The organism is Erwinia sp. AK-PDG3-5, from assembly GCF_056821705.1.
Genome location: NZ_CM165967.1, coordinates 3,389,995 through 3,413,834 on the forward strand (window position 1 = coordinate 3,389,995; position 23,840 = coordinate 3,413,834).

Below are 23,840 nucleotides of genomic sequence, written 5' to 3' on the forward strand. Positions count from 1 at the left end.
ATCCCATTAAATCGTCACGCTGCTTTACTATCTGGCCAGCATATCAACAGTAACCCGCTAAAAATCAGCGCCACCCCTGCCAGTTTTCCCCACTGAAAGACTTCGTTAAAGGCAGGCAAGATCAGGGCTGTCGCCCACACCAGCACATAACTCAGGCTGAGCAGCGGGTAAGCTTTACTCAGGGCGATGCGCCGCAGTGCCAGCAGCCAGCACAGCATTGAGCAGGCATAGGCCGCCAGCCCGGCGAACAATGCGGAAGCGGCTAATGGCCAGTTCAGCAACGCGTTAAAGAATGCCGATGGCTCACCCACGGATGGCAGTGACATCATCGACCAGCGCATTAACAGCTGTGCCCCGCTGACCAGCAGGACGCTGCACAATGCCCATAAAATGCCCATCAGGTATAGGCTCCCATCACCGCCACGCCACCGACAATCAGCGCGATGCCCAGCCAGTGGCGGAAAGGAACGGGTTCCTTCCACAACCAGCGGGCAGCCAGCACCACAAAGATAAAGTTCAGGCTAAGCATCGGATATGCCACCCCGACCGGCTCGGTTTGCAGCACCACCAGCCAAACCAACATCGCCAGGCCAAGCAGTAACACGCTTAATCCCAGCCAGATCAGCAGGTGGCTTTTCCCCTTCTGCAAACCATGATGCGCAGCCTGTTTCTGGCACAGCTGCCCGCTGCAACTCAGCAGGCTGGCCAGCAGGATCAGCAGCACACTCATGGTGTCTGATTGTAACGGAACAGGGCTAACCGGCCCTGTCGGTAGCTGAAATCGGCTGTGGGCAGCTCTTTGTCCGGATCCTGGTTACGGGACAGCGACAGCACCAGCGTCACATCTCCCTTGCGGCGATGCGCTGCCAGCCAGGCGGCGAAATCAGGGCCACTGACAAACTTATCGCGCGCATCCGGGTAACTCAGACCGTACTGCACTTCACCTTGCTGATCGTAGAGAATGATATCGCTACGTTGCATCTCCCACGCCAGCCCCGAGGCGATGCCAGGGTTATTCGCCAGCAAATAACGGCTGCCGGCAATGTCGCTTTTAATCGCCCGGATAAATTGCTGAGGCTGCTTAGCATCCATCACGCTTGACGGGATCACCTGCCCCACCACTAACGCCAACACCAGCGGGCAAAGCGCGGAAAAACACCAACGTGCCTGCGGCGCTTTCAGCGTTATCCATCCGCACAACGCCCAGAACGCAAAAGCCGCAGCGGCCAGCAGTACTTTGATCGCTTCGTGATGACCGTACACCGGATGTTTCGCCAGCCCCCACGGCGCCAGAAAACCGAGCACGGCGACAGTCAGCACCACACCAAATACCAGGTTTATCCAGCCATTGATTTTTAATGCTTTGCCTTCGCCGGACATCATCATCACTGCCTGACGCGCCATCAGGATCGCCAGCGGCGCAAAGCACGGCAGGATATAGGTTGGCAGCTTGCCTTTGGCGATGCTGAAGAACAGCAGCGGCATCACCACCCAGCTCAGCAAATACAGACTGCCGTTGCTACTCTGCCGATCCTGCCAGCCTGAACGTAATGCCGACGGCAACAGCGCCAGCCACGGGACGCAGCCAATGACCAGTACCGGCAGGTAATACCAGAACGGCGCTTTATGCTGCGCGTTGGCTTCGGCAAAGCGCTGGATATGTTCCACCCAGAAGAAATAGTGCCAGAAATCCGGCTCGCTTTTGGCAATGGCAATTGCCCAGGGGGCACTGATCACCGCCGCACCGACGATGGCCAGCGGACCAAAGCACAGCAACGCTTTAAAGCGACGCTGATGAATCGCCCAAGGCAGGATGGCAATCACCGGCACCGCCAGCGCCAGAAAGCCCTTGGTCATAAAACCCATACCGCAGGCAAAGCCGAGCAGCAGCCAGCTGAGCAATTTTTTTCCGGTGGTGGTTGCTTCCGTTGCCAGCCAGTAACAGCACATGGCGGCGACCAGCCACAGGGTGATCATCGGATCCAGCACCGCATAACTGCCGATGCCGTACACCAGTAAACAGGTCAGGAAAATGACCCCGGACATCAATGCCGTGGCGCGATCGCGCCACAGGCGGAACGCCAGCCAGGTGACCATCAATGCGGTCAGGGTAATGGAGAAAACGGAACCAAAACGCACGGCAAAATTGTTATGACCAAAAATCAGCTGACTGAGATTATTGATCCAGTATCCGGCAATCGGCTTTTCGAAATAGCGCAGATCAAAGAAGTGCGGCACCACCCAGTTACCGTTAACCAGCATTTCACGGCTGATCTCGGCATAACGGGTTTCATCAGGCTGCCATAACGCACGAAATTCCAATGGGATCAGGTAATACACGGCAAATAACGCCAGAAGGAGAAGGCCCTTTCTCGTCGTAGTCATAAAAAATCACTCGGTTAATTGCTGGCATCCCAGCCATCCTTCACGACCGGGGAGGCTACCCCGAACAATTTTTCCTGCCGGCAGGCTGTTAAGATCTTCCGGTAAAAGCTCACTCAGCGGGCAAAACTGAATACCCTCCTGTTCAGCCAGCGTCAGCAGCTCGCTGAACATCGTACTCATCACGATCCCCTCCACTTCCGCATGGATGGTATAGACGGGCGTGCCCTGATCCTGTTTTATCCGGTCGATAATAAACGCATTGAAGTCGTCTTTGCTCACCGTGGAGCCGACCACCTCATCCCAGGTGGGCAGGGTGACAGGGATCTGCACCGTTCCGGTACTGCCATCACTTAACAGCGGACGAAACGGGGTCGTTCCGCGACAGTCGCTGTTGTAGTGAAAATGGAACGGCTCTTTGGCATTCACCACCCGCTGGTCAGCACGCCAGCCGGCGACCGCTGAACAGGTCACCGGTTGTTCGGCGATCGCTGCAAGCGCATCCTTTCCCAGACGGATTTGCTGCGTGAGCTGTTCCGGGGACCAGACGCCAGCCCAGGTTTGCCAGGCAAAATGATCCCAGGCATGCAGCCCAACCTCATGATGATCGCTGGCGGCACTGATCATCTCCGCCAACCCGCGCCCAATCTGACGCCCCGGCCAGGCCGTTCCCGCCAGCAGAATATCCCAGCCATACAGCGAGGCGGCGTTTGATCTCAGCATCTTCCACAAAAATTTTGGTTTAAGCAGGCGCCACAGGTGGCGCCCCATATTGTCGGGTCCAACGCTGAAGAAAAAAGTGGCCTGAGTGCGATGCAAACTGAGGATTTCCAGCAGCTTTGGCACGCCATCTCGCGTGCCCCGCCAGGTATCGACATCTATACGAAGGCCGACTTTCCTCATTTTTTCTCTTCCGGCACGTCCAGTTCTACCGTTCTCAGGAAGAAGTCCAGCGTGGCATCAATGGTTTTATCCATGGTCACTTCCGGCGTCCAGCCCAGCAGGCGACGGGCGTTACGGATTGCCGGCTTGCGGTGCTCAACGTCCTGATAGCCTTTGCCGTAGTAGCTGCTGCTTTCCACATCGCGGAAACCGGCAAACGGCGGGAACTGATTACGCAGCGGATGGCGTTCGAAGCTGGCCAGCAGCTGTTCCGCCAGCTCTTTAATGCTCGCTTCGTTATCCGGGTTACCAATGTTGATGATCTGTCCGTCGCAGTTATTGTCTTTGTTTTCAATAATGCGAAACAGCGCCTCAACGCCATCGCTAATATCGGTAAAGCAGCGCTTCTGCTTACCCCCATCCATCAGTTTGATCGGCGATCCTTCCACCAGATTGAGGATCAGCTGGGTGATCGCCCGTGAGCTGCCAATGCGCGCGGCATTCAGGTTATCAAGGCGTGGGCCCATCCAGTTAAACGGACGGAACAGGGTGAAGCGCAGCCCTTCTTTATCGCCATAGGCCCACAACACGCGATCCAGCAGCTGCTTGGAAACCGAATAGATCCAACGCTGTTTGTTGATCGGCCCGACCACCAGATTCGAGGTGTCTTCATCGAAGTTCGGGTCATCACACATACCGTACACTTCAGAGGTCGACGGAAAGATAATGCGTTTTTTGTACTTAACGCAGTCGCGGATGATCTTCAGGTTCTCTTCAAAATCGAGTTCAAAGACCCGTAGCGGATTACGCGTGTATTCAATCGGGGTGGCGATGGCCACCAGCGGCAGGATCACGTCACATTTTTTGATGTGGTATTCAATCCACTCCGAATGGATGCTGATATCCCCTTCGACGAACTGGAAGCGCGGATGGCCGATAAAGCGGCTGATGGCATCGGCGCCAATATCCAGACCGAAAATATCGAAGTTATCGTCCTGCAACAGGCGCTCGGTCAGGTGGTTACCAATAAAGCCGTTAACGCCCAGGATTAGCACGCGCGTGCGGCGTTTCACCGCCGAGACCGGCTTATTAGTCAACAGCGCCTGATTTACCAGCCCCAGCGTTTGAGCCAGCTGCGAGCCCTGCATGTAAACGCCGTTTTCGCTCTGTCCGGTCATCACTTCCAGCGCACCCTGACCACAGGCCACCACCAGCGGATTCACTGACAGCACGGTTCCGGCTTTGGCGGCAGGCAGATCGTGACGCACTTTGCCTTTCCAGATTATGAATTTGGCTGCGCCAACGTAGCCAAACGCACCCGGCCACGGATCGGTCACTGCACGCACCAGGTTGTTAACCACTTCCGCCGGTTGAGACCAGTCGATACGGCCATCTTCCGGCGTGCGACGTCCCACCACGGTGGCCTGCGCATTGTCCTGCGCACGCTCGCTAATCTGACCGTTTTTCAACGCTGGCAGGCAGTCCGCCAGCAGATGTTCAGCGGCAGCATTCAGCTTACGGTGCAGGGTCAGCGCATTATCGTCGGCAGAAATGCTGACTTTTTCCTGAGCAATAATGGCGCCGGCATCCGCGCGGGCGACCATCCTGTGCAGCGTCACGCCGGTTTCCGTTTCACCGTTGACCAGCGCCCAGTTCAGCGGTGCGCGGCCACGGTATTTTGGCAGCAACGAACCGTGCAGGTTAAACGCGCCTCTGGCCGCGATGCTTAACAATTGATCGCTCAACAGGTTGCGGTAGTAAAATGAGAAAATGACTTCCGGCGCCATGGTTTTAATGCGGTCAACCCACAGCGGATGGTTGACATCCTCGGGCGCATACACCGGGATCCCCTGCTCTGCGGCGGTACGGGCAACGGAGCTAAAAAAGTGGTTTTCGTTAGATGAATCGGCGTGGGTAAAAATCGCTTCAATTTCATAACCGGCATTCACCAGCGCATTGATCCCAATGCAACCCATATCGTGATAGGCAAAAACAACAGCTTTCATTATTGGTCTTCCTCAGAGCGGACAGGCGCGGAGGAGTTAACTACGCGCTGGATAAAATAGCGTGGGCGGGCACGGACATCGTTGTAGATACGTCCGATGTATTCCCCTAACAGCCCCATACCGACAAACTGCGCACCGATAAAAATAAACAGCACGGCAAACAGCATAAACACCCCGTCTCCGGACCACTCCGGACCAAAGAAGAGACGTAAAACAATCAGTAACAGTGACAAGGCAAAGCCGGCCAGCGCGATCAGGCTACCAAACACGCTGAGCATCCGCAGCGGCGTGGTGGTCAGGCAGGTGACGAGGTCATACATCAGATTGATCAGCTTCATCAGGCTGTATTTGGAATCACCGAATTCACGCTCGGCGTGCAACACCGGGATTTCAATGGCCCGACGGGCAAAGGTGTTTGCCAGGATCGGAATGAAGGTACTGCGCTCATGGCAGTTCAGCATCGCGTCAATGATGTGACGGCGGTAGGCCCGCAGCATGCAGCCATAATCGCCCATCGCCTTCCCGGTGGTGCGTTGAATAAGGTTATTAATCAGCCGGGACGCACGTTTACGGAACCAGCTGTCCTGGCGATTTTGCCGCACGGTGCCGACCACGTCATACCCTTCTTCCGCTTTCGCCACCAGACGCGGGATCTCCTCCGGTGGGTTCTGCAGATCGGCGTCCAGGGTGATAATCAGATCGCCGCTGACGTGGTTGAAACCGGCCATGATCGCCGAATGCTGGCCGTAATTCCGGTTAAGCAGCACCGCGACAATATGGCTGCCCGGTTCTTCCGCCGCAGCGGTCAGCATTTCCGGGGAACTGTCGCTACTGCCATCGTCCACCAGCAGGATTTCCCAATCCATCGACAGCTGAGAGCAGGCCTCAGAGGTACGACGGATCAGCTCCGGCAGACTGTCCTGCTCGTTATAAACAGGGATCACAATGGAGACTTTGTTGATGGGTTGTTCAGCGGTCATGGTGTTTCTCAGCAATCTCATGCAGCGCGGCAATAACCCGGCTGACATCGTCATCGGTCATCGTTGGGAACAGCGGAATAGAACAGATGCGATCGGCGTTCCATTCTGTATCGGGCAGAGACAATTCAGGGAAACGTTCCCGGTAATATTTCTGCGTATGCGCCGCGCGGAAATGTAGGCCGGTGCCAATCTGGCGATCCTTCAGTTCCTGCATCAGCTGGTCGCGGCTCAGGCCACAACGGGCAGGATCGACACGCAGAATAAACAGATGCCAGGCGTGCTGATGCCCATAGTCAGGTTGTGCCAGCGGCAGGAAAGGCGTGTCGGCCAGCTCGTTCAGATAACGTTCTGCGATTTCCTGACGGCGGGCATTCAGTTTCGGCAGTTTGGCCAGCTGCACCAGCGCGATGGCGGCGTTGATATCGGCGAGATTGTATTTGTAACCCGGCGCGATAACTTCCGCCTGCGGCGCGCGGCCATGGGTCTGGCGGTCAAAGGCATCCACGCCAAGACCGTGGAATTTCAGGCTGCGAATACGGTTGGCCAGCGCTTCGTTGTCGGTGACCACCAGGCCACCTTCGGCGCAGGTCATATTTTTAATGGCGTGGAAGGAGAAAATCGCCGTGCCGCTATCTCCAACATGCCGTCCTTTGTAAAAGGTGCCTGCCGCGTGAGCCGCGTCATCAATCACCGGGATGCCGTAGCGTTTGCCCAGCGCATGGATGGCATCGATATCTGCTGGCGCACCGGCATAATGAACCGGCACGATGGCTTTGGTACGGGGAGTAATCGCCGCTTCGATCAGCTCAGGAGTAATCATCAGGGTGTCGCGATCGATATCAATCATCACCGGCTCAGCGCCGAGCAGCGCAATCATATTCAGCGTGGACACCCAGGTCAGGGACGGGGTGATCACTTCATCGCCACTGCCAATGCCCAGCGCCATCAGGGTGACGTGCATCCCGGCAGTTGCCGAGCTGACGGCTATCGCGTGTTGATTGCCGGTCAGTTGGCAAAATGCCTGTTCCAGCTGCTGATTCTTAGGTCCAGTCGTAATCCAGCCAGAGTTCATGACTTCGCCAACCGCGGCCAGTTCGGCCTCGCCCATCGCCGGGCGAGAAAAAGGGAGAAATTCAGACATTATTAAACTTCCTTTAACAATAACCCTAAAATACTTTAGCAGAACGTGCGCCAACTGCACACAAACCAAACGCTAATGCCTTGAAATTTAATCGTCGTTTAATCAGGCCACGCCTGTCTGTCTGCGGATAGCATTGGCAAGCCCGTTGTTATCAAACGCTCAGCAACAGTGGAAAATGACTGTATCAGAGTCAGAATGTCCATTAATCAACATTTGCTGAACGATATAGGAGATTCCTTAGCTAAAAATTAAGATTGTTCGAGGCGTGAGAATTTAGGCAGGAAATCAGTTGCGGGGTTTAGGTTGGGTTTACTTTCGCGAGGCAATTGCGGGCAGCGGGGGAAATTCAGGCAGTGGAAAAAAGTGAAAACTTAAGGTTGCCTTCATCTTTATGCCATTTTTATTGCCAAAAAAAGACGCCTGCATTGCGCAGACGTCTTGATTATTGGCCTTCCCTGATGGACGGGGAAGATTGGGCGACCCGGGGTTCGCCCTTATCAAGGATTATTTGGCATCATCCGGCAGCGCATAAGCAACGATATAGTCGCCCAGCTTGGTACCGAAGGATCCATGACCACCCGCGGCGATCAGCACGTACTGCTTGCCGTTCACTTCGTAGGTCATAGGAGTTGCCTGGCCGCCCGCTGGCAGACGCGCTTCCCACAGGGATTTACCGTTAGTCACGTTGAACGCACGCAGATAGTTATCTGCCGTTGCGCCAATAAACATCACGTTACCCGCTGTAGAGATTGGTGCGCCCAGCATTGGCATACCCATTTTGAATGGCAGTGGAATTGGTGAGCTGTCACGAACGGTACCGATGCGTTTTTTCCACACGATATCGTTAGTTTTCAGGTCAACCGCAGACACATAGCCCCAGGCCGGTTGCTTACAAGGGAAGCCCAGTGGTGACAGGAACGGGTTCAGGGTCACGCCGTATGGCACGCCATACTGTGGCTGAACGCCGGTTTCTGTACCGCTGCCGCCTTTGTCGTTGGCATCTGGCCACAGTGGGTTGTTTGGACCACGTGGGATCAGACGGGAAACAAACGGCAGCGCCATTGGGTTGGTCACGGCGATCTGGCGATCGGTATCAACAGAGATACCGCCCCATTCGAACATGCCCAGGTTACCCGGGAATACCAGCGTGCCCTGCTCTGAAGGTGGTGTGAACGGGCCTTCATAACGCAGGCTGTGGAACATCACGCGGCAGATCAGCTGATCGTAAATCGTTGCGCCCCACATGTCCGCACCGGTCAGGTTTTTCTTCGGACGGTAGGTCAGCTCAGAATACGGCTGGGTGGGTGACAGACGGTCACCTTTCGCCGGGCCTTGTGGCACTGGCGTTTCTGGTGCAGGAACCACTTCTTTACCGGTACGACGGTCCAGCACAAAGATGTTACCGGTTTTCGCCGGAACATAAATCACAGGGACTTTGTTGCCGTTTTTGTCGTTGATATCCGCCAGCGTTGGCTGAGCCGGTACGTCCATATCCCACAGATCGTGGTGCACGGTCTGGTAGAACCACGCCAGCTTACCGGTGGTCGCGTTCAGCGCCAGCAGGCCAGAAGCGTAACGCTCCATTTCCGGGGTACGGTTGCCGCCCCAGATATCCGGTGTCGCCACGCCGATTGGCAGGTAAACCAGATCCAGCCTGGCATCATATGACGCCGGCGCCCATGAGTTAGGTGAGTTAGCCACATAGTGCTGATCTTCACCCGGCAGGACATTCGGGTCTTTAGCCCCGGTATCGAAGGCCCACAGCAGCTTACCGCTGTTGACATCGAAACCACGGATCACGCCAGACGGCTCTTTGGTTGAGTAGTTATCGGTTACGGCACCGGCCACCACAATCACCTTATCGGTGATGATTGGCGGAGAGGTTGGCTCGTAAGCACCGGCACGGGCGTTAGGCATGTTCTGCTGAAGGTTCAGCTTGCCGTTTTCGCCGAATTCCGGGCACAGCGCGCCGGTTTCCGCGTCCAGCGCGTACAGGTGACCATCGTTTACTGGCAGGATGATGCGACGTGCACACATGGCAGGCTTGGTGCCTGCTGGCAGCGTAGCCACATCCGGCGTCTGGTAGTAAGACACACCGCGACAGGTCACGTGCTGGAAGGAGGGATCGGTTTTCAGCTGTGGATCAAATTTCCACTTCTCTTTACCGGTCGCTGCGTCCAGTGCGAACAGGATCTGGTGCGGCGTACACAGGTACAGGGAATCACCAATTTTGATCGGCGTGACTTCATCCGTCAGCTCGCCCGGATCGGTTGGGCGCTTCATGTCACCGGTACGGAAGGTCCATGCTTCCTTCAGCTGGCCAACGTTCTTGTCGTTGATCTGCGTCAGCGGCGAGTAACGCGTACCGCCCTGCGTACGGCCATAAGCCGGCCAGTCACCGGCAGCGATGCCGTCGCCAGACTTCTCAATGTTCGCCGCTTGCTCCGGGCTCAGGGAACCGTTGATTTCCTGCGGATCGTTGAACACCGAGTAAGCCAGCGCAATCACCGTCACCACCAGTACCAGGCTCAGTGCGCCACGGGCAAATTTGCCCTGGCTCAGACCACGGTAAACAAACGGCAGCACCAGCCACAGGCCGAGGAAGAAGGTGACGTCCAGACGTGGCGTCAGTGCCCAGAAATCGGACCCCACTTCCCACAACGACCAAATCAGCGTTGCGAGCAGGAATACCGCGTACAGCAACAGCGCTGATGAGCGGCGACGGAACAGCAACCAGGCAACAACCAGTTCAATCACACCAGCGATGATGTAATAGAACGAGCCGCCGAGCTTGGCCAGCCAGATACCGCCAACCAGCAGGTATAACCCGCTGAGGACGGCAAACACAGCCGTAAGGATCACGAGGATTCGTGATAACGGTGCTTTACTTTGCATAGTATGGACCTTACCAAAATTTAACGTCTTCGATTTAGATCGTATGCTAAATCGCAAAAAACACCCGGTTTAACCATCTTATCCATCCGGTGTTTTGTACCCGCCGTCTTGCGTTAGCAACACGGCAGGATGTGCTGGATTCTGTATTACAGGAACGAATAGGAGAGCGACGCGCCCACACCGTAATTTCGTCCCGGCGCCGGCTCGTAGTAACGGCCGTTGCCTTCATTGACGATAACCGAGCCAACATAGGCTTTATCGAACAGGTTATCGACGCGGCTGAACAGGTCGAGGGACCACTTATCCCAGCCAAATTTGTAACCGGTGCTCAGGCCAACCACGGTGTAAGACGGCGCTTTAGCGTCGTTTTCATCGTCTGCCTGGATGCTGCCCATATAGCGCACGTCAGCGCCAGCGTGCCAACCCTGTTCCGGTGCCCAGGCCAGAGAAGCGTAGGCCATATTTTTCGCCACGCCCGGCAGACGGTTGCCGGATGGCGTACAGCTGCCGCTGTCATCACAGGTCGAATTGCGGTAGGTGGCATCGAGATACGTCCACGCCATTTTCATCTGCCAGTTCTCAGTAAACTGCTGGTCGAAGGACATCTCAACGCCCTGACGACGGGTTTTACCGGCGTTCTTATACACTGAACGTCCGTTGCTGCTGTCTGCCACCACCAGTTCGTTATCGGTGTTGGTCTGGAAGATGGCGGCAGTCAACAGGCCATAGCCGATGCGGGTTTTGCTGCCCAGCTCCACGGTATCGCTGGTTGACGGCTTGAGGCCGAGGTTCAGACCGGTCTGGCTGCCATCCACCGAGCGGTAAGAAAGCTCATTGATGGTTGGCGTTTCAAAGCCCCGTCCGGCGGAAAGATAAACATTCCAGGCATCGGTCACCGCGTAATTCAGCGATCCCATCGGCAGGAGTTTGTGGTAGCGCTTGCTGCCACTGTCATCGCCGTTGCCGGTGGTGACGTAATAATCGGTCGAGTCGAAGCTGACGGTGCTGTAGCGCATCCCCGCATCCAGCGTCCATTTCGGGGTCAAATCCCAGCTGGTTTGCAGGTAGGGATCGAGATTCCACATCACGTTCTTCTCGTTCCGGCGCAGATCGCCCTTCTCACCGAATTCCGGAACGCCATTCACCAGATTGTAGTTCTGGAAGCCCTGACGACGTTCGGTCATGGTTTCATAATCCAGTCCGCCGATGAGGCTGAACGGCACCGAACCCAGCTGATCCTGATGTTTCCAGCGGGTATCAACACCGGAATATTTACGTTCCAGCACAATCACACCGCCAGGATAGCCCGCTTTTTGCTGAGGGGCATAAGGGATCGACTGATACTGCGTGGTATGCCGCTCGCCATGCCAGGTTGTCAGCGTCAGCTGGTCGTTGTCGCTCATTTCGCGCTGGTAACGCAGGCCCAGCTGGGTCTGATCCAGACTTTTACGGGTATTGTAGGTATCACCGCGCGGAGACTGACGGGGGTTGTCTTTCCATTCCGCGCGCGTCAAGCCCCCGGGATCGTTGGCATCAACCGAGACGCTGTTCAACATCAACGTTAAGGTGCTGACATCATCAATGCGCACGCCGAGCCTGCCATTGCCGAGATTCTTTTGCGTGCCGCTGTGGTCGCGATAGCCGTTGGTGGTGAAGCGGGAGCCGGAAAGGGTGTAATTCACATCGCCTGCATGGCTGCCGTCACCGGTCGAGCCGCTGGCCTTGACGCTGTTGCGCCAGCTGCCGTAGCTGCCGAAGTAAGTGCCTGCTGTCAGTGTAGTTGGCTGGCTGCCGGTCTGCGTATCGATATTGACCACGCCGCCGGAGGCATTGCCATACAGGGCCGAATAGGGGCCGCGCAGCACCTCGACCTTATCAATCGAGTTGATATCAATATTGGAGGTTTGCCCCTGCCCGTCGGGCATGGTGGCTGGAATGCCGTCGACATAGACGCGCACACCACGAACGCCATACATTGAGCGGCTACCAAAGCCACGGACGGACAGCTGAAGATCCTGTGCATAGTTCTGTCGATTCTGGATCTGCAAGCCGGGCACGCTGCCCAGGCTTTCAGAGAGATTGACCTGCGCCGTGCTGTTGCGTAAATCATCGCCGCTGACCACGCTGACTGCGGCGGGGGTGTCCAGCTCGGACAAACCACTGCGCTGCTTAATGACCATCAGCGAACCTTCGGAGGTGCTCTGCGCAACCGTTGATTCGGCATAAGTCAGCGCTGGCTGAAGTAAAAACAGCGGCGTTAAGAGAAAAGCAGACGTTTTGTTATTCACAGGATCGGTTCGATATTTTTTAAAGTTAGCCGTCAAAGTCTTATCGTCAGACTGGGCGCGAAAAGCCGGACTTTTCGTAGGCACCACTGAGCGACGAGACGCGCGCATCATGCTGCAAAAGTATACAAGACGTTTTGAAACTTGCCCGTCAAAGTCCCCTACGGAATGAGGGTGATAGCGCAATCAGTCGAGTAAAACGGCTGTTCAGATGCGGAAAACAGGGGGAAAGTGTCAAAATCGGGCTGAATTGTAGCACTCAATAATTGCTTTGCGAACTGTTGTTACGCATTTAGCTGAATTGATTCAGTTGAACCCCACAAATTGATAATAGGTGGGTGAGTTTGCGTTAAATCAGCGCTTTAACCCCTGTTCTTTACCGGGTTTCAGACCAGGCGATATTTAACAAACTCCCCGCTATACTCAGAGGAACACCCGAAAAAAAGGACGCATTATGCGCTGGCAGGAGTCAAAAAGACCGTTGTGCGCGGGTCTCAACCCGGCAATTCTCGTTGTGCCGCTGATTGCCACCCTGGCGCTGTTAACCGGATGTTCATCCGGCGAAAAAGGCATGGTCTGCGAAGGCTTGGCGCAAACGCTGGATGGTCGCGTGCTGGGTAATGTGCAGGGTGAAATTATCGATCGCTTTACCTCTTTCAGCGTCACAGTGCCGGACCTCACGTTGAACAGCGGCCCATTGCATTCCGCCGATCGCCAGAAATACGTGCCTGCGGCCGTCACGCCCGAAGGCTGGCTGGCGATGCGGCTGTCCGATACGCGCTTTATGGTGGTCAATGCGCCGCAAGATAAAGTGCTGACCTTTAACTGCCCTTCCCGCTCAATCTGATCTTTATCCCATCCCGCGAGCTTGCTAGTTTGTAGGCTCTGATTCTGACCTTACTGGAAACCTCAATGACCACCAGCCAGATGATTGCCAACCGCCACACCTATTTTGGCCGTGGAAGCCTGAGCGAGCTGCTGCCGCTGCTGCAAAACGATCCGCAACCCACCCTACTGTTCTGTGGCCGTTCATTTCTGCAGAGCGCCGCGTGGGATGCGCTGAAAGCCGAGCTGGAACCCCTGCTGCTGGGCCATGAGATTGTCAGCCATGAGGCCTCTCCCGATGAGATTGATGGCTGGGTAAGTCGCTGGCGCGGCAAGGTGCAACGCGTGGTGGCCATTGGCGGCGGCAGCGTGCTGGATGCCGCGAAAGCCTTTGCGGCGCTGAGCCAGCATCCGCTGAACACCCTGCGCTATCTTGAAAAAGTCGGTGATACGCCGATCACCGGGGCAACCTTGCCGCTGATCGCCATTCCTACCACCGCCGGTACCGGCAGCGAAGTCACCCAAAATGCGGTAGTGACCGATAAAGCCGATATCAAGGTGAAAGCCTCGCTGCGTCACGCCAACTTTGTGCCTGAAATTGCGATCCTCGATCCCGATTTGCTGCGCGGCGCGCCAGAACATGTGCTGGCCTGCTGCGCGATAGACGCCTTCACCCATCTGTTCGAAGCTTACCTTTCCAGCAAAGGCAATCTGTTCAGCCGTCAGACCGCGCTGAGCGGCATGCGCGCCTTTATCAGCGCCTGGCCACATCTGAACCGCAAAGATCAACAGGGCGATCTGGCGCGTGAGCAGATGATGCTGGCCTCCTGGCAGGGCGGCTTAAGCCTGAGCATGGCCGGGCTGGGGGTGATCCACGGCATCGCCGGGGAATTAGGGGCAATAAAGGATTATCATCACGGGGAAGTGTGCGGACGCTTACTGCTGCCTTTCCTGACGCTGCTCAACGACAGCGAAAATGAACAGCAACAGGAGCTGATGGCGGATCTGGCGGCCACGCTGTTCCCTGGCTTTACCCTGCCGCCGGCCAGAATGCTGGTTCACTGGCTGAAAGATAATGCCATCACGCCTTTCTGGCACGATGCCCAGCCGCTGACGGCGGAAGAAGTCAGTTGGATCCTGGCGCGTTCCAACAGCAAGAATTCAATCGTGAGTTACAGCGAAGAACAGCAACGCTTTATGCTGGAGCAGGCGTACTCCGTCGCCTGATCGCCCACGGCAGGCGGGCCTTCCCTGGCCTGCCGTTAAGCGCTCATACCATTCAGTTTTTCCAGCGCCTCCACCGGTAAGTGCAGATCCTTCGCCGCCATATTTTCCTGTAAATGCGCCACCGACGAGGTGCCGGGGATCAGCAAGATATTCGGCGAACGCTGCAACAGCCACGCCAGCGCCACCTGCATCGGTGTAGCGTTGAGGCTTTTCGCCACCTCGGTCAGCCCGGCAGACTGCAACGGGCTGAAGCCACCCAGCGGGAAGAACGGCACATACGCCACGCCCTGCGCGGCCAGGCTATCGACCAGCTGGTCGTCCTGACGGTTAGCCAGGTTATACAGATTTTGTACGCAGACGATGTCGGTCATCTCCTGCGCATCGGCAACCTGTTTCGCCGTGACGTTACTGAGGCCAATATGGCGTATCAGTCCCTGCTCTTTCAACCGAATCAGCGCCTGTAACGGCGCGTCCAGCGAGCCTTCCTGCGGCTGATGGACATTGAACATGCTGCGCAGATTCACCACATCCAGTACATCAACGCCCAGATTTTTCAGGTTGTCGTCGACCGCGCGCGCCAGCTCATCGTCACTGAAAGCGGGCAGCCAGCCGCCCTTCTCATCCCGAAAGCAACCGACTTTGGTGACAATGCACAGGCTTTCAGACCAGGGATGCAGCGCTTCTTTAATTAACTGATTGGTGATATGCGGGCCGTAAAAATCCGAGGTATCAATCATATTGACGCCGGCGTCGACCGTCGCACGCAGCACGTTGATGGCGGCCTGCCGATCGGCCGGTGGGCCAAAGACGCCCGGACCGGCTAACTGCATAGCGCCGTAGCCCATACGGTTAATCTGACGACCCGCGAGGGGAAAGGTAAGCGAAAGATCGGACATAACAAACCTCCAGAGTTGATGACATGATGATTGTAGCCCTGCCGCGTCTGTGCAACTATCCAGCAGAATCACGACAGACTGTACGATAAGGCGGACAATGAAACTCGATATCTCTCTGCTTCATGCGGTGGTGGCGGTAGCCAAAGCCGGCGGTTTTCGCGAAGCGGCACGCGTCACCGGCAGCAATCCTTCACGGCTCAGCGATGCAGTCAGACGGGCGGAACAGCAGCTGGGTATCCGGCTGTTTCACCGTACTACCCGCTCGGTTTCCCTGACTGAGGCCGGTAGAGCGCTGATGGCGCGGCTGATGCCTGCCATGAATGAGATGGAATCGGCGCTGGATGACATCAACCGTTATCGCGATACGCCTTCAGGCACCCTGCGTTTGAACGTACCCATTAGCGCTTCGCGGCTGATCCTGCCGACGATAGTTCCTGCGTTTCTGGCGCGCTACCCGGACATCCAGCTGGAGATAGTCGCCGAAAGCAACGTGCAGGATGTGTTCCGCGAGGGCTGTGATGCCGGCATACGCTACGACGAAAAGCTGGAGCAGGATGTGATTGCCGTTCCGATTGGCCCGCGAAAGCAACGTTTTGCGCTGGCCGCCTCAGCGGATTACCTCAATCAGGCCGGACGGCCAACTCATCCGCACCATCTGATGCAACACCGCTGCCTGCGCGGCCGCTTCGCCAGTGGCGTGGTCCCGGAGTGGGAGTTTGAGCGTGAGGGAGAAAACCTGCGGGTTCAGCCGCCCGCCGCGCTGTTGGTCAGCATTGGCGCCGGTGTCGACCTGGCGGTGGATACCGCCATCGCCGGCGGCGGGATCGTTTACCTGTTCGAGGCGTGGCTTGCGCCTTATTTTGCCCGCGGCGAACTCGAGCCAATTTTGCAGCCGTGGTGGCTGACCTTCCCCGGCCCGTGGCTCTATTATCCCGACCGCCGTCTGATCCCGGCACCGCTGCGGGCATTTATTGATTTTGTTGGGGAATGTGACTGAGAGCCGGTTTTGCAGTTTCGCTTGTCTACACTTATCTCTTTTGCGACCCAAAAGGAGATCGACATGAAGATTGAATTAACCGGCAAAACGGCGATTGTCACCGGCTCAACCAAGGGTATTGGTAAAGGGATTGCGGAAGGTCTGGCGGCCGCGGGCGCAACGGTGATTGTCACCGGCCGCAGTGAAGATCAGGTGGCCTCTCTGGTGAAAAAACTCGGCAACAATGCGCGCGGTCATGTGGTGGATTTGGGGACGGAAGAGGGCTGTCAGGCGTTGATCAACGCCGAGCCCACCTGCGACGTGCTGGTCAACAACGTCGGGATTTTCCCGCAGGGGGATTTCTTTGAAACCACCGACGATACCTGGCAAAAGATCTGGGACGTCAACGTGATGTCCGCCGTGCGTCTGAGCCGCGCCTATATGCCGGCGATGAAGCAAGCCGGCTGGGGACGCGTGGTGTTCCTCTCTTCTGAATCCGCGGTGAATATCCCACCCGATATGATCCATTATGGCGTCAGTAAAACCGCCCTGCTGGCACTCTCACGCGGGTTGGCCAAAGCGGTTGCCGGAACCGGCGTCACGGTAAACGCCGTACTGCCCGGTCCGACACTGTCCGATGGCTTTAAAGAGATGTTTAAGAAAGAGCTGGATCAGGGTGCCGATCTGGAAGAATTGGGGGCGAAATTTGTTAAGGCCAATCGCCCAAGCTCGGTTATCCAGCGTGCCGCCAGCGTTGAAGAGGTCAGCAATATGGTGGTGTATGTCTGTTCACCGCTCTCCTCCGCGACGTCCGGTGCCGCCTTGCGTGTCGACGGCGGCGTGGTCGAAACGCCGTTCTGATCGACAATGCGCCACTGCGGTGGCGCGTGTTCAGCTTATTTACTGGCACTATTCATCCGCTTTCAGCGCCCGATTTCGCCCCTTCTGCCCTTCCTCCGTTAGCGTTGCGCTCAGTAAGTGTAAATTTATCGTTAAGATCATCATTCTTAAGACTATTCAGGTTGTTCTTCCCTTCCCTGCCCCCCAAATTGTCTGCATCAACACGACTTTTGCTCCATACCCACAGGGAAAAAAAGATGAAAAAATCAGGAATTATTGCCCTTTCTGCGCTGCTGTTTGCTTCAACCAGCCTGAGCGCATTTGCCGAAGGCCCACAGCAGGGTCATGACGATCAGCATCAGCAGCAGCCAGTGAAACGTCCACCGCAGGGGGGCAATCAGCATGGCAACCAGCCGCAGGGCAATCAGCACGGTGCACAGCCACAGCACGCGTCTGAACACCGCGAACCGCAGCACAAACAGTCGCACCATAATGACTTCCATCAGGGCCGTCCACTGCCGCAGAAATACCGTGGTGAAGGTTATCAGGTTAACGACTGGCATCAGCGTGGACTGAAGGCACCACCGGCCGGGCACCGCTGGCAGAACGTTGATGGCAACTATGTATTGATCGCCATTAGCACCGGGGTGATTGCCTCAATCATTGCCCATCAGTAAGCGCTATATTCCGCACTAAGCGGGCAATAAAAAGCCCCACCAGTATCGCTCTGGTGGGGCTTTTTTATGGCGTTGATACTGCCTGAGCAAATCAGGCGGCGTCAGACCGTGCTATCAGAACGAGCTCCAGTTATCGGTAGCCAGTTCAGGCTTAATCAGTTTTCCCGCTCTGGCCGGTGATTTCACCACCGCTGGCTGATGAACGACGGCGACTGCGCTGTTGGCCTGCACCTTAAACGCCCCCACCAGATTGCTCAGGGTCAGTGCCTGTTCCTGCAACGACTGGGAAGCCGCTGACGCTTCTTCCACCAGCGCGGCGTTCTGCTGCGTCACCGAGTCCATCTGCCCTACGGCCAGATGCACCTGCTCGATGCCCTGACTCTGCTCAGAAGTGGCGGCCGCCATTTCACCGACGATATCCGCCACCTGACGAATCGAACCCTGCACTTTCGCCATATTATCGCCGACGTTTGCCACCTGTACTGCGCCGCTTTCCACCAGCTGTGCCGAGGTAACAATCAAATCTTTGATCTCTTTTGCTGCCACCGACGAGCGCTGTGCCAGGTTACGCACTTCGCTGGCGACCACGGCAAACCCACGGCCCTGCTCACCTGCACGTGCCGCTTCTACCGCGGCGTTTAACGCCAGGATATTGGTCTGGAAGGCAATGCCTTCGATCAGCCCGGTAATGTCGGAGATTTTGCTGGAGCTGGCCTTGATGTTGTCCATGGTTTTCACCATTGAGGACACCGCATTGCCGCTTTGCTCGGCCATTTCGTTGGCGTTGCTGGCTAACAGGCTGGCCTGTTTAGCGTTTTCGGCGTTCTGCTTCACCGTGTCGTTCAGGGTACTCATGCTGGCAGAGGTCTGCTCCAGTGAGGCAGCCTGTTCTTCCGTACGGGCAGAAAGGTCTTCGTTGCCGGCGGCAATCTGCGTTGAAGCCGAGCTGACGGACTGCGCCGAGGCGGTGACAGCGGTCATGGCCGTGGCTACGCGTGCCATCAGGGCGTTAAACGCAAAGGCGGTTTTGCCAATCTCGTCATGACGACTGTCGTCCGCCAGACGGGTCAGATCCAGCGATTCGCTGGTCTCAACCATCACCTGCTGAATACTGTTCAGGCTGCGACGCACGCCGAAGATGGTTTTGCAGGCCAGCGCGCCCATCAGCAGGATCACTACCGCAGAGAAGCTCAGTAATCCCCAGAACACGCGGCTGTAGATCGCGCTGTTTTCTTTGCGTAGCCCTTCGCCGATTTGAATGTTCAGGTCGATCTGCGATTTCAGATCGCCGGTCAGTTTACGTACTGCGGCACCGATGCCAGCTTCGCCCTGCATCATCGGTAAGGTAACCCCATCGTTATGCGCCAGTGAGGCGGCAATAAAGGCAGGTAACACCCCCTGAATAGCGGCGATATCTGCCAGCGCGCCTTCGGTCATGGCTTTATCTTCCGCGTTGGAGATATCGTTCGCCATATAGTAGTCGGTCTGCGTTTTTAGCTGGTCAATCTGTTCGTTAATCTTTTTCTCAAATTCATTCTGCTTGCTGTTGTTCGCTTCACTCTGATGCTCGTAAAGCGCCAGATTCAGCTTGCTGGCGCTGCTGATAGCCTTATCCAAATCTTTGATGCTGGGAATGGAGTTTATCTGAACGTATTCAAATCTGTTCTGGAACCCGGTGATGGCATACAGAGAGAACCCGGCCAGCAGGCACAGGGCCACGGCGAGCAGGGAAAAAATAAAGAACAGTCTTTTTGTAATAGTCATGCTGAAACCTCAACGTGATTTCACTGGTGCCGTGTAAATAGCTGACAGACATCGCCCTTACCCTCTCAGGTGAAGCAGTAGTCGGATCTAAGCTGGAATTAAGGTCAGAGAACGGCCTTACAGGGGTTATCGGTAGTTGAGTGGCGAAACTTTACCCTGAGGGAAGGATATAAAACGCGGGGTTGTAGCAGGCAGAAAAGTAAGGGGAAAAGCAGAACGGCTGGCACAGTGGCCAGCCGTCAGAAGGACTAGTGGAAGGCGTTATTTAACAGGATCGAGGTAATGACCCCGGTTGCCGCAGCAATCAACACATAGTTGCCGTCAATGTAAGCCCAATTTTCACCACGCGGTGGTTCACGCAGGCCACGTTCGTGCCAGTCATTTACGCGGTAATCATCGTAGCGATAGTGCGGTGGCAACCGGTCGCCACGGCGGAAGTCGTGTCCCTGCCACGCAAAGCGGTCGCGAGACTCGTAATGATGATCCGGGCCGCGATTGTCGTGACCGCGATCGTGATTATCATGACCGCGATCGTCATGTCCGCGATCCGGACCACGACCTGGGCCGCCACCGTGGCCATCAGGGCCGCCGTGTCCATCAAGGCCGCCCTGCTGGTGCCATTGCTGTCCCGGAGGGCCATCAGCCTGAGAAACAGTGGAGAACAGGGTGCTTGCCGTAAAGACGGTCATCAACAGTGCCAGAGTCGTTTTTTTCATTTTTGTATCCTCGATTTTCACCCGGCTTTCGTGCCGCCGTTGAGTCGTACTATCGGCTAAGCGATGCCGGTTGAATATCTCCAAATGTCTTAAAACCCATGGACTTACCGTACTTTACCCCTCCTTATCACTTTCTTAACACTATGAACGAATTAAGGACCTTCCAGACGCGAATGATTTGTGTTAATAGGGCCAGGCGGCATAAAAAAAGAGAGGCCGGAGCCTCTCTCTTAACGTCGAACCCGAAAATCCCTTACTTCTTCAGCGATTCTCTGACTTTCGCTACCTGGTCAGCGGTAACCGCCGACGCTGTGTTGCTCCAGCCCTGGCGGATAAAGGTCGCTAACTGCGCCACTTCATCATCGCTAAGACGGTTAGCAAAACCTGGCATCACCAGCGTGGACGGGGCTTTTGCCGTTGAAGGCTGCTGTGCACCGGCCAGAATGGTATGAATTAACCCACCCGGATCGCCGGCATTAACGATGGTTGCCTGATCCAGCTGCGGGAACACACCCGGTGCGCCTTTGCCGGTGACAAAGTGACAGGCGCCACAGTTGTCCAGATACAGTCGCTCTCCCGCTGACAGGTTTTTCGCTGCCGTCAGTTTCGCTTCCGTTGGGCTGATAGCGGATCCCTGCGCGGCAGGTGCCGCCGGGTTGCCGCCAATAAACTTCAGGTAAGCGGCAATCGCTTTCAGGTCGGCATCGCTCATATACGAGGTGCTGTGCTCAACCACCGAGGTCATCTCGCCGCCTACCGCCGCCTTGTCGTTACGGCCGGTTGCCAGATAGTCGACGGTTTCCTGTTCTGTCCAGTGTGGCAGACCACGCAGGGAAGGCACTTCCCATCCGTTGAGGTTGCCTCCGGCGAGGAACTGGTCGTCACCGCTATCCAGCGCTTTCTCGTTCATCCCCAGACCGCGCGGCGTATGGCAGCTGCCACAGTGACCGAGGCTTTCCACCAGATAGGCACCGCGATTCACTTCCGCCGTGGCCCCACCGATAGGCTGGAATGGCTTGTCGGACACAAACGCCCAGTTCCAGAAGCGCATTCCCCAGCGCTGGCTGAACGGGAAGCTCAGATCCGTTTCCGGTGGCACCTCAGCACTTGGCTTCACGCCCTGCATAAAGTAGGTATAAAGCGCGTGCATATCCTGGTCGTTAATTTTGGCATAGTCCGGGTAAGGCATTGCCGGATACAGGCGCTTGCCGTCTGGCAGCACTCCCTTGCGCACCGCATCAGAGAACTGCTGCTCGGAGTAGTTGCCAATCCCGTGATCTTTATCCGGTGTGATATTGGTCGAATAAATCGTCCCGAGGTTCGACTCAATCGCCAGGCCGCCGGAAAACGCCGGTTTCCCTGGAATGGAGTGACAGGCACTGCAATCGCCCAGACGGGAGATGTATTCCCCCTGTTTTACCAGCGCCGCATCGTCTGCCTGCGCCAACTGACAAAATCCTGCGCCCAGCAGCAGCGTGTTGGCCAGAACCAAACTTTTTAATGTCATCTTCATATCGCTTACGCCTGTACCAGTGGGCCGGGATTTTTCAGATAGTGATCCTTGATCGCCTGAGCCGCCATCAGCGTGATTGCGCCAATGGTATCGGTCGGGTTCGCCTGGAAGTTCTGCGGGAACGCATTACCGCCTGGCACAAAGACGTTATGAACATCCCAGCTCTGCAGGTATTTATTCAGCGCAGAGGTCTTCGGATTATCGCCCATCACCGCGCCGCCGACGTTGTGGGTCGAGACGTATTTGGTCAGGTCAAAGTGCGCATCCATCGGCAGGAAGCTTTCGCTGTAGCTGTCCGGGTTAAGCTCTTTGGTGATATTGCCGACGATCTGCTTCAGGTGCTGCTGCAGCTTAAGCTCGTTGAGTTTCCAGTCGAAGGTCATACGCAGCAGCGGATAGCCGTACTCGTCTTTGTAGTTCGGATCCAGATCGAGATAGATATCGCGGTAGGACTGGCAGGTGGTGGTGATGCTGATCTTCATCGAATGGCCGTACCACTCTTCCATCCCCTCTTTCCAGCCGGTTCCCCATGCCGGAGTGCCTTTCGGCAAGGCGGTGCTGATTGGCGTACCGGTCGCCTGCGAGCTGTGAATTTTCGCGCCGCCGATAAAGCCCAGCGAAGGACCGTCGAAGTTGCCCGGCGACAGATCGTTAAACATCTGGCCGGTTGCGCCTGCGGTAGCGAACGGGTTGAAGTTTTTGTCTTTGAAGAACAGCGTCGAGCCGCCGTTGCTCAGGAAGGCATAGTTACGACCGATCACCCCTTCTTCGGTGATGGGGTTGTAAGGCTGGCCAATGCCGGACAGCAGCATCAGGCGCACGTTGCAGAACTGGAAGCTGCTCAGCACCACGATTTTCGCTGGCTGGAAGCATTCGTTACCCTGTGCATCGATGTAGATCACGCCCTTGGCGGTTTTCTTATCATCATGCAGCACCACTTTCATCACGTTGGCATGCACTTCGTAGGAGAAGTTATCCATACGCTTTAACGCATCCATCACCGCGGTCTGTGGCGAGGCTTTGGAGTAGTTGAGGCACGGATATTTACTGCAGTAACCGCAGTAGTTGCACGGCGCGATCTGGTTGCCGTACGGGTTGGTCCAGGCACGGGAAACGCAAGCAGAGGGGTTCGGGAACGGGTGATACCCCATTTTTTTGGTCACTTCCGCAAACATGCTGCTGTTCAGCGTGTCTTCCAGTGCGGGCAGTGGATACGGCTCTGAACGTGGCCCTTCGAACGGATCGCCGCCTTCCATAATCTGGCCGCGCAGGTTACCGGTTTTACCGGACTGGCCGCAGATATGTTCAAACTTGGTGTAATACGGCTCAATTTCATCCCAGGTGAACGGGAAGTCCATGATGCGCATATCTTCCTGCAGAATGCCGGGCTTGTAGGCCTCGTCTGCATAGGTTTTCAGCTTGAGATCGGTTGGCGTGGGACGGATCAATACCGCCGTCCAGTGCAGGCCCGATCCGCCGACGCCGGTACCGGGTGCGAACGCGCCCCATTTACGGGTGGGCAGCGCGGTTTCGCTCATGTTGTAGCGCACGGTCACCGCGGCTTCCGCCGGCGTGGCCATCACTTTATTACGCACCGCGTAAGCGTACTCATCCGCCGGTTTTGGGTATTTGAACTCTTCGTAGCCGCGATCGCCACCACGTTCCAGCGCACGGACTTTCAGCCCGGCCATCGCCAGCTCAATGCTCATCAGTGAGCCAGCCCAACCCAGGCCGACGACTACGACATCGACTTCTTCTTTATTTACAGTTGCCATCTTAAATCCTGTCACTCATCAGAAAACGGAGTCAGCGCAATTCGCGCAATCAGCGTTATT

Annotated in this window: 19 protein-coding genes; 5 read left to right on the forward strand and 14 right to left on the reverse strand. The window is 56.2% G+C overall.

Annotated features, from left to right (window positions below; genetic code table 11):
• Window positions 1-14: 14 nt before the first annotated feature.
• The 9 genes from arnF to pqqU all read right to left on the reverse strand — a co-directional run bounded on the left by arnF (window position 15) and on the right by pqqU (window position 12,574).
• The gene (gene arnF, locus AC1UKS_RS15750; protein ID WP_482434414.1) at window positions 15-398 is read right to left on the reverse strand and encodes a 4-amino-4-deoxy-L-arabinose-phosphoundecaprenol flippase subunit ArnF; all 384 of its coding nucleotides are present in this window, start codon (window positions 396-398) and stop codon (window positions 15-17) included.
• Window positions 398-730, reverse strand: coding sequence for a 4-amino-4-deoxy-L-arabinose-phosphoundecaprenol flippase subunit ArnE (arnE, locus tag AC1UKS_RS15755; protein ID WP_482434416.1), 333 nt, complete (start codon window positions 728-730; stop codon window positions 398-400). Before arnE ends, arnF begins: the two co-directional genes overlap by 1 nt.
• Window positions 727-2,385, reverse strand: coding sequence for a lipid IV(A) 4-amino-4-deoxy-L-arabinosyltransferase (gene arnT, locus AC1UKS_RS15760; protein WP_482434417.1), 1,659 nt, complete (start codon window positions 2,383-2,385; stop codon window positions 727-729). The genes arnE and arnT overlap by 4 nt, the downstream gene beginning before the upstream one ends.
• Window positions 2,386-2,391: 6 nt before the next feature.
• On the reverse strand, window positions 2,392-3,285 hold the full coding sequence (arnD, locus tag AC1UKS_RS15765; RefSeq protein ID WP_482434419.1) for a 4-deoxy-4-formamido-L-arabinose-phosphoundecaprenol deformylase: 894 nt from the start codon (window positions 3,283-3,285) through the stop codon (window positions 2,392-2,394).
• A complete protein-coding gene (arnA, locus tag AC1UKS_RS15770; RefSeq protein WP_482434421.1) occupies window positions 3,282-5,270 on the reverse strand; it encodes a bifunctional UDP-4-amino-4-deoxy-L-arabinose formyltransferase/UDP-glucuronic acid oxidase ArnA in 1,989 nt (662 codons plus the stop codon). Before arnA ends, arnD begins: the two co-directional genes overlap by 4 nt.
• A complete protein-coding gene (gene arnC, locus AC1UKS_RS15775) occupies window positions 5,270-6,250 on the reverse strand; it encodes an undecaprenyl-phosphate 4-deoxy-4-formamido-L-arabinose transferase (protein ID WP_482434422.1) in 981 nt (326 codons plus the stop codon). Before arnC ends, arnA begins: the two co-directional genes overlap by 1 nt.
• Window positions 6,240-7,391, reverse strand: coding sequence for a UDP-4-amino-4-deoxy-L-arabinose aminotransferase (gene arnB / locus AC1UKS_RS15780; RefSeq protein WP_482434424.1), 1,152 nt, complete (start codon window positions 7,389-7,391; stop codon window positions 6,240-6,242). Before arnB ends, arnC begins: the two co-directional genes overlap by 11 nt.
• 504 nt (window positions 7,392-7,895) lie before the next feature.
• Window positions 7,896-10,286 carry a glucose/quinate/shikimate family membrane-bound PQQ-dependent dehydrogenase gene (locus AC1UKS_RS15785; RefSeq protein ID WP_482434426.1) on the reverse strand — a complete coding sequence of 797 codons (2,391 nt, stop codon included), beginning with the start codon at window positions 10,284-10,286 and terminating at the stop codon, window positions 7,896-7,898.
• A gap of 146 nt (window positions 10,287-10,432) precedes the next feature.
• The gene (gene pqqU, locus AC1UKS_RS15790; protein WP_482434428.1) at window positions 10,433-12,574 is read right to left on the reverse strand and encodes a TonB-dependent receptor PqqU; all 2,142 of its coding nucleotides are present in this window, start codon (window positions 12,572-12,574) and stop codon (window positions 10,433-10,435) included.
• Window positions 12,575-13,025: 451 nt separating this feature from the next.
• On the opposite strand from pqqU, the gene AC1UKS_RS15795 reads away from it, so the two are divergent.
• Together AC1UKS_RS15795 and AC1UKS_RS15800 are read left to right on the forward strand one after the other, a co-directional pair.
• Window positions 13,026-13,418 carry a hypothetical protein gene (locus AC1UKS_RS15795; protein WP_482434430.1) on the forward strand — a complete coding sequence of 131 codons (393 nt, stop codon included), beginning with the start codon at window positions 13,026-13,028 and terminating at the stop codon, window positions 13,416-13,418.
• Window positions 13,419-13,483: 65 nt separating this feature from the next.
• Entirely contained in the window at window positions 13,484-14,623 is a 1,140-nt protein-coding gene (locus AC1UKS_RS15800; RefSeq protein ID WP_482434431.1) for an iron-containing alcohol dehydrogenase, read from the forward strand.
• 35 nt (window positions 14,624-14,658) lie between these two features.
• On the opposite strand, the gene AC1UKS_RS15805 is transcribed toward AC1UKS_RS15800, so the two are convergent.
• Window positions 14,659-15,519: an aldo/keto reductase family oxidoreductase gene (locus tag AC1UKS_RS15805; protein WP_482434432.1), complete on the reverse strand. Its 861-nt coding sequence runs from the start codon at window positions 15,517-15,519 to the stop codon at window positions 14,659-14,661.
• Window positions 15,520-15,616: 97 nt separating this feature from the next.
• Between AC1UKS_RS15805 and AC1UKS_RS15810 the strand changes: the two genes are divergently transcribed.
• The 3 genes from AC1UKS_RS15810 (at window position 15,617) to AC1UKS_RS15820 (ending at window position 18,012) form a co-directional block, all read left to right on the forward strand.
• Window positions 15,617-16,516 carry a LysR substrate-binding domain-containing protein gene (locus AC1UKS_RS15810; RefSeq protein ID WP_482434434.1) on the forward strand — a complete coding sequence of 300 codons (900 nt, stop codon included), beginning with the start codon at window positions 15,617-15,619 and terminating at the stop codon, window positions 16,514-16,516.
• Between the two features lie 63 nt (window positions 16,517-16,579).
• A complete protein-coding gene (locus AC1UKS_RS15815) occupies window positions 16,580-17,356 on the forward strand; it encodes an SDR family NAD(P)-dependent oxidoreductase (protein WP_482434436.1) in 777 nt (258 codons plus the stop codon).
• A gap of 236 nt (window positions 17,357-17,592) precedes the next feature.
• Window positions 17,593-18,012, forward strand: a complete 420-nt coding sequence (locus tag AC1UKS_RS15820; RefSeq protein WP_482434437.1) for an RcnB family protein — start codon at window positions 17,593-17,595, stop codon at window positions 18,010-18,012.
• 114 nt (window positions 18,013-18,126) lie between these two features.
• On the opposite strand, the gene AC1UKS_RS15825 is transcribed toward AC1UKS_RS15820, so the two are convergent.
• From AC1UKS_RS15825 to AC1UKS_RS15840, 4 genes are all read right to left on the reverse strand, one after another.
• The gene (locus AC1UKS_RS15825) at window positions 18,127-19,776 is read right to left on the reverse strand and encodes a methyl-accepting chemotaxis protein (protein WP_482434439.1); all 1,650 of its coding nucleotides are present in this window, start codon (window positions 19,774-19,776) and stop codon (window positions 18,127-18,129) included.
• A gap of 248 nt (window positions 19,777-20,024) precedes the next feature.
• Window positions 20,025-20,492, reverse strand: a complete 468-nt coding sequence (locus tag AC1UKS_RS15830; protein WP_482434440.1) for an RcnB family protein — start codon at window positions 20,490-20,492, stop codon at window positions 20,025-20,027.
• Window positions 20,493-20,745: 253 nt separating this feature from the next.
• Window positions 20,746-21,999 carry a c-type cytochrome gene (locus AC1UKS_RS15835; RefSeq protein WP_482437012.1) on the reverse strand — a complete coding sequence of 418 codons (1,254 nt, stop codon included), beginning with the start codon at window positions 21,997-21,999 and terminating at the stop codon, window positions 20,746-20,748.
• Window positions 22,000-22,010: 11 nt separating this feature from the next.
• Window positions 22,011-23,780, reverse strand: a complete 1,770-nt coding sequence (locus tag AC1UKS_RS15840; protein WP_265911676.1) for a GMC family oxidoreductase — start codon at window positions 23,778-23,780, stop codon at window positions 22,011-22,013.
• Between the last annotated feature and the right edge of the window lie 60 nt (window positions 23,781-23,840).